The following is a 6,511-nucleotide window of genomic DNA, read 5'->3' as shown; positions in this document are numbered from 1 at the left end:
CCTCGGCCCCGGCCCCGGCCTCCGGATCCGCGCCCGTCCCGGCCCGGATCCGCCCCGCCCGCACCCGCCTCCTCGCCCTCCCCGAAGCCCGCTGGGCCGCCGTCTCCACCGCGGCCTTCCTGCTCGCGCTGCCGCTCCAACTGTTCGGCGCGAGTGCCTGGCTGTGGGGACCCCTGTACGCCGTCGCCTATCTCGCCGGCGGCTGGGAGCCCGCGCTCGAAGGGCTCAGGGCGCTGCGCGGCAAGACCCTCGACGTCGACCTGCTGATGATCGTCGCGGCGCTCGGCGCGGCCTCGATCGGCCAGGTCATGGACGGCGCGCTGCTCATCGTCATCTTCGCCACCTCGGGCGCCGTGGAGGCCCTGGCCACCGCCCGCACCGAGGACAGCGTCCGCGGCCTCCTCGGCCTCGCGCCCCCGACGGCCACCCGCCTGCATCCCGATGGAGGCGCCGGGGAGACCGAGGAGACGGTCGAGGCCGGCCGGCTCGCCGTCGGTGACGTGATCCTGGTGCGCCCGGGCGAGCGCGTGGCGGCCGACGGCCACGTCCTCGACGGTACGAGCGACCTCGACCAGGCGACCATCACCGGTGAACCCCTGCCCGTGACCAAGGGGGTGGGCGACGAGGTCTTCGCCGGCACCCTGAACGGCACCGGCGCCCTGCGCGTCCGCGTCGGGCGCGACCCCTCCGACACGGTCATCGCCCGCGTCGTCGCCCTCGTCGAGGAGGCCTCCCGCACGAAGGCCCCGACGCAGCTCTTCGTCGAGCGGATCGAACACCGCTACGCCCTGGGCATGGTGGCCGCCACCGTCCTCGTCTTCGCCGTCCCGCTCGCCTTCGGCGCCGACCTCACCGGGGCGCTGCTGCGGGCCATGACCTTCATGATCGTCGCCTCGCCGTGCGCGGTGGTCCTGGCGACGATGCCGCCGCTCCTGTCGGCCATCGCCAACGCGGGCCGCCACGGCGTGCTCATCAAGTCCGCCGTCGTGATGGAGCGCCTCGGGCAGACCGGCCGGGTCGTCTACGACAAGACCGGCACCCTGACCGAGGGCGCGCCCCACCTCACCGGGATCCTCCCCGAGCCGGGCTTCGACGAGGCCGAGGTGCTGTCGCTCGCGGCCGCCGCCGAGTACCGCAGCGAACACCCGCTGGCCCGCGCGATCGTGGCCGCGGCCCAGGACCGCCGGGACGCGGACCGGCACCCGCGGACACACCCGCAGACGCCCCTCCAGACGCACCAGCAGTCACACCCACAGGCGCGCCCCCGGCCACTCCCACAGACACTCCCGCAGGCGTACGACTTCCGCTCCGCACCCGGATGCGGAGTGACTGCCACCGTGGCCGGGCGCGAGGTGCAGGTCGGTTCACCCGAGCGGCTCGGCGAGCGCTCGGCGGCCCCCGACACCGACGGCACCGCGGTCGTCGTCCGCGTGGACGGGGTGCGCGCGGGCTGGCTGCTCCTCRCCGACCGGGTCCGCCCCGGCGCCCCCGCCGCCGTCGCCGCCCTGAACGGTCTCACCTCCGCCCCCCCACGAAGTCCCCCTTGTCCAGCCGCACGGCGAACCCGACCCCCGCCTCGTAGGGATCGTGCTCGTCGGTCATGTCGACGCCCCACGCGCGGTACCCCTTCTCCAGCCGCAGGCTGTTGAAGGCGGAGCGCCCGGCGGCGATCACACCGTGCTCCCGGCCCGCCTCCCAGAGCGTGTCCCACAGCCGGAGCCCCAGGTCGGCGCTGGTGTACAGCTCCCAGCCCAGCTCGCCGACGTAACTCAGCCGCAGCGCGGTGACGGGGACGTGCCCGACGTACGTCTCCTTGGCGCGGAAGTAGCCGAAGCCCTCGTGCGAGAAGTCGTCGCGGGTGAGCGGCTGCACGAGGGCGCGGGCGAGCGGGCCCCAGACGCCCATGCAGCAGGTGCCGGAGGTGATGTCCCGGACCGTCACGCCGTCCGGGGCGTGCCGCACCAGCCAGTCCAGGTCGGCGGGGGAGTTCGCGCCCACCTGGAAGCGGTCGGGGCCCAGGCGCGCGACGGTGAGGTCGGAGCGGATGCCGCCGGTCCGGTCCAGGAGCAGGGTGTAGGTCACCGCGCCGGGCTTCTTGCGGAGGTTGTTGGTGGTCATGCCGTGCAGGAAGTCGAGGGCGCCGGGCCCGGTGACCTCCAGGCGGCGCAGCGGGGTCATGTCGTAGAGCGCGACCCGTTCTCGGGTCGCCCGCGCCTCGGCCGCCGCGACGGGCGACCAGTGCAGGGCCGACCAGGCGTCCCGTCCCGGCAGGTCCAGGTCCGCGGCGAGCGGGGCGTTCGCCTCGTACCAGTGCGGACGCTCCCAGCCGCCGCCCTCCAGGAAGTACGCGCCCAGCTCCTGCTGGCGGGCGTGGAACGGGCTGACCCGCAGCGGACGCGGCTGTTCCATCGGCTGGAGCGGGTGCAGCACGTCGTACACCTCGACGAACTGCTGCGCGCCCCGGTCCCGGACGTACGCGGGGGAGCGCTGGGCGTCCTCGAAGCGCGTGAGGTCGCACTCGTGGACGTCGAGTTCCGGGCGGCCGTCCACCATCCACTCGGCCACGGCCCTGGCGGCGCCGGCCGAGTGGGTCACCCACACGGCCTCGGCCAGCCAGAACCCCTGCAGCGTGCGCGCCTCGCCGAGGAGCGGCATGCCGTCCGGGGTGAAGGAGAAGACGCCGTTGAAGCCCTCCTCGATCGCGCTCCCGCGCAGCGCGGGCATCAGCCGGCGGCAGTCCTCCCAGCTCGGGGCCCAGTCCTCCTCGGTGAACGGCAGCGAGGACGGCATCCGCAGGCCGCCGGCGCGCGCCTCGTCGTAGCCGGGCACCGCGAACGGGTCCACGGGCAGCGGCCGGTGGGCGTAACTGCCGATGCCGAGGCGGTCGGTGTGCTCGCGGAAGTAGAGGTCGCGGTCCTGGAAGCGCAGGATGGGCCGCGACGCCTCCGCGGTGGCACCGGCCAGTTCGGGCAGGGGCCTCGTCCGCGCGTACTGGTGCGCGAGGGGCTGCAGGGGTACGTCGACACCGGCCATGCGGCCGATGACCGGGCCCCAGAAGCCGGCCGCCGACACCACGTGGTCGGCGGGGAAGACGCCCCGGTCGGTGACGACGCCGGTGACCCGGCCGCCCGCGCGCTCGATCCCGGTGACGGTGTGCCGCTCCAGGAAGCGCGCGCCGCGGCCCTCGGCCCGTGCCAGCTGCGCGCGGGCCGCCGGCAGCGCGCGGGCCAGGCCGTCGTCCGGGGTGTGGAAGCCGCCGAGGACGGCCGACTCGTCGATCAGCGGCCACAGTTCCTTGCAGCGGGCCGCGCTCACCACCTCGCCGTGCACGCCCCAGGAGGCGGCGAGGCCCGCCCTGCGGTGCAGGTCGGCCAGGCGCGCGGGGGTCGTGGCGAGTTCCAGGCCGCCGACCGGGTCGAAGCAGGGCACCCCGTCCACGTCGAGGGAACCGAACTTCTCCACCGTGTACCGGGCGAAGGCGGTGAGCGTCCTGGAGGGGCTGGTCCGGAAGACCAGTCCGGGAGCGTGGGAGGTGGAGCCGCCGGGAGCGGGCAGGGGCCCCTGTTCGAGGACGGTGACGTCGGTCCAGCCGCGGGCGGTCAGCTCGTCCGCGAGCGCGCAGCCGACGATGCCGGCGCCCACGATCACCACGCGGGGACCCGCCGCGGCCGCCCCGCCCGCGGTGTCCCGGGCGCTCACAGGAGCACCGTCCCGGGCGCTCACAGGACCACCACCGAACGCAGCACCTCGCCGCGCTGCATGCCGGAGAACGCCTCCTCGACCTGGTCGAGCGCGACCGTCTCCGTGACGAACGCGTCGAGGTCCAGCAGCCCGTGGAGGTACTGGTCGATGAGGAACGGGAAGTCGCGGGAGGGCAGGCAGTCGCCGTACCAGGAGGACTTGATCGCGCCGCCGCGCGAGAACACGTCGATCAGCGGGAGTTCGACCTTCGCCTGCGGGGACGGGACGCCGACCTGCACCAGCAGCCCCGCGTGGTCGCGCATGTGGAAGGCCTGCAGGAAGGTCTCCGGCAGGCCCACCGCGTCGATGGCGACGTCGACGCCGAAGCCGCCGGTGAGACCGCGCACGGCCTCGACCGGGTCGGTGCCGCGGGAGTTGACCGTGTGGGTGGCGCCGAAGCGCTCCGCCCGGTCGAGCTTCTTGTCGTCGACGTCGATCGCGATGACCTTCACGGCGCCGTTGAGGCAGGCGCCCGCGACGGCCGCGTCGCCCACGCCGCCGCAGCCGATGACGGCGACGGTGTCACCGCGGCCGACGCCGCCCGTGTGCACCGCCGCGCCGTAGCCGGCCATCACCCCGCAGCCGATCAGACCCGCGGCCTCGGGACGGGCCGCCGGGTCGATCCGCACCGCCTGGCCCGCCGCGACCAGGGTCTTCTCGGCGAAGGCGCCGATGCCCAGCGCGTTGCTGAGGGGGGTGCCGTCGAGGAGGGTCATCGGCTGACCGGCGTTGCGCGAGTCGAAGCAGTACCACGGGCGGCCGCGGCGGCAGGAGCGGCAGGAACCGCAGGGGGCGCGCCAGGCCAGGACCACGTAGTCGCCGGGGCGCAGGTCGGTGACGCCCGCGCCGACCGCCTCGATCGTGCCGGCCGCCTCATGGCCCAGCAGGAACGGGAAGTCGTCGCCGATCGCGCCCTCCCGGTAGTGCAGATCCGTGTGGCAGACCCCGCAGGCCTGCACGGCGACGAGCACCTCGCCCGGACCGGGATCGGGAACGACGATCGTCCGCACCTCGACGGGTGCGCCCCTCTTCACAGCGACTGCGGCACGGACCTCGTGTGGCACGTCCTGGCTCCTCTGCTGTTGCGCACTGCACAGTGGGTTGCGCGCTGAGGAACATAGTGAGAAGGCGTCCAGGACGCCGTCAAGAGGTCCGGTCCAACCCTTGGCAAAGGGTGCGGACCGCAGGAAACCTCCCGGACACACCGCGGCGCGGAGCAGGCTCTCCCCGGCTCCGCGCCGCGTTCCGTATACGAGCGTCCGGCACCGCCCGCGCATGCCCGTACGTACCCGTACCCGCCGGTGCGTGCCCGTGCGGGGCGGGTTGGGATCCGGTCACGTACGGCAGGCGTCCGGTTCCGGTCGGGTCAGAGGCCGTACCCCATCCGGCGCGACAGCCCGGCCGCCGCCGCGGCGGTGCGCTCGGCGAGCTCCGGCAGCCGGTCGGGAGCCAGCCGGTAGACCGGACCGGAGACGCTGAGCGCACCGATCACCTTGCCGTCGTGCGCGCGCACCGGCGCGGCCGCGGCGGCCAGGCCCAGCTCCAGCTCCTCCCTGGCGATCGCGTACCCCCGCTCGACCACGGTCTCCAGCTCGGCGCGCAGCGCGGCCGTGCCGGTGACGGTGTGCTCGGTGAACCGCGGCAGCGTCCTGGCCAGCAGTCCTTCGCGCAGCGTCGGCGGGAGGTGGGCCAGCAGCACCTTGCCGCTGGAGGTGGCGTGCAGCGGGGTGCGCCTGCCCAGCCAGTTCTGCGCGGTGACCGACGCGGCGCCGCGGGCCTGCATGATGTTGACCGCCGCGGTGTCGTCCAGGACGGCGATGTTGGCGGTCTCGCCCAGCTCGTCCGCCAGTTCGCGGCAGACGCCCACGCCCTCCTGCGAGATGTCCAGGCGCACTGCCGCCGCCCCCGCGAGGCGCAGTACGCCGGCCCCCAGGAAGTACTTCCCGCGGTCCTTGGCCTGGGTGACCAGGCCCCGGTTCTCCAGCACCCCGAGGAGCCGGGACGCCGTGGACTTGTGCACCTCCAGTTCGTCGGCGATCTCGGTGACGCCTGCCTCACCGAGCCGGGCGAGGATCTCCAGCACGCTCACCGCGCGGTCCACCGACTGCACGGCGCTGACCGTGCTGCGGCCCGCCTTCTCCGGTGGCTCCTCCGTGTGGTCGGCCTTCTCCTGCGTGCGGCTCATAGCTCAACTCTCACCACCTGGCGGCCGGTTCGGGCCGCTTCTGCCGGGAGCCCTTGACGCGACGGGCGCCCTGTGCGGATTCTGTTGCGCATGACGCTCCTTCGTGCGTCATGCGAAACATCATGTTACCGAAGAGTCCGTGACCAGGAAGGTCCCGGACCCGACCGGACCTGTGAGGCCCGGGGCCGTGCGTCCCGGGCCGAGAGGGGGGCCCGTGATTCCCGTCTGCCGCCTCGACGACCTCCCCGCGGGCGAGTCCGCCCGTGTCGACACCACGCCGCCCATCGCGGTCTTCAACGCCGACGGCGAGCTCTACGCCGTCGACGACACCTGCACCCACCAGGACGCGTCCCTCGCCGAGGGCTGGCTGGAGGGCTGCCTCGTCGAATGCCCGCTGCACGCCGCCTCGTTCGACCTCCGCACGGGACAGCCGACGTGCCTGCCCGCGCGCCGCGCCCTGCGCACCCACCGCGTCACCGTCGACGACGGCGTCATCCACGTCCACGTCGCGGCCGAGGAGGGGACGGCGGCATGACGACCCCGCGCACGAGGAACGCGACACGGCGGACCCGCGGACCCCACCCT

At 74.3% G+C, this 6,511-nt stretch carries 4 protein-coding genes and 1 pseudogene; 2 read left to right on the top strand and 3 right to left on the bottom strand.

Translation table 11 applies throughout. The features are described 5' to 3' along the window. Positions 1-1,532: pseudogene (locus FGF04_RS32605) on the top strand (heavy metal translocating P-type ATPase); the annotation flags it as partial. Here FGF04_RS32605 and FGF04_RS32600 read toward each other — a convergent pair. The 3 genes from FGF04_RS32600 to FGF04_RS32590 form a co-directional block, all read right to left on the bottom strand. After that, the gene (locus FGF04_RS32600; protein ID WP_235882617.1) at positions 1,516-3,699 is read right to left on the bottom strand and encodes a GcvT family protein; all 2,184 of its coding nucleotides are present in this window, start codon (positions 3,697-3,699) and stop codon (positions 1,516-1,518) included. The pseudogene FGF04_RS32605 and the gene FGF04_RS32600 overlap by 17 nt on opposite strands. 20 nt (positions 3,700-3,719) lie before the next feature. Further along, a complete protein-coding gene (locus FGF04_RS32595) occupies positions 3,720-4,805 on the bottom strand; it encodes an S-(hydroxymethyl)mycothiol dehydrogenase (protein WP_149514990.1) in 1,086 nt (361 codons plus the stop codon). 302 nt (positions 4,806-5,107) lie between these two features. Further along, positions 5,108-5,926, bottom strand: coding sequence for an IclR family transcriptional regulator (locus FGF04_RS32590; RefSeq protein ID WP_188114328.1), 819 nt, complete (start codon positions 5,924-5,926; stop codon positions 5,108-5,110). A gap of 214 nt (positions 5,927-6,140) precedes the next feature. Here FGF04_RS32590 and FGF04_RS32585 point away from each other — a divergent pair, with 214 nt between their 5' ends. After that, positions 6,141-6,461, top strand: a complete 321-nt coding sequence (locus FGF04_RS32585; protein ID WP_149514989.1) for a bifunctional 3-phenylpropionate/cinnamic acid dioxygenase ferredoxin subunit — start codon at positions 6,141-6,143, stop codon at positions 6,459-6,461. Positions 6,462-6,511: the final 50 nt, after the last annotated feature.

It is taken from the genome of Streptomyces apricus (assembly GCF_008369065.1).
GTDB classification, from domain to species: domain Bacteria; phylum Actinomycetota; class Actinomycetes; order Streptomycetales; family Streptomycetaceae; genus Streptomyces; species Streptomyces apricus.
Note: the sequence above shows the minus strand (reverse complement) of the source record. Positions and strands in the feature narration are given on the sequence as shown.

Coding starts and splice junctions, on each gene's coding strand:
- FGF04_RS32590 (WP_188114328.1), bottom strand. CDS start 5,926: ATGAGCCGCACGCAGGAGAAGGCCGACCACACGGAGGAGCCACCGGAG.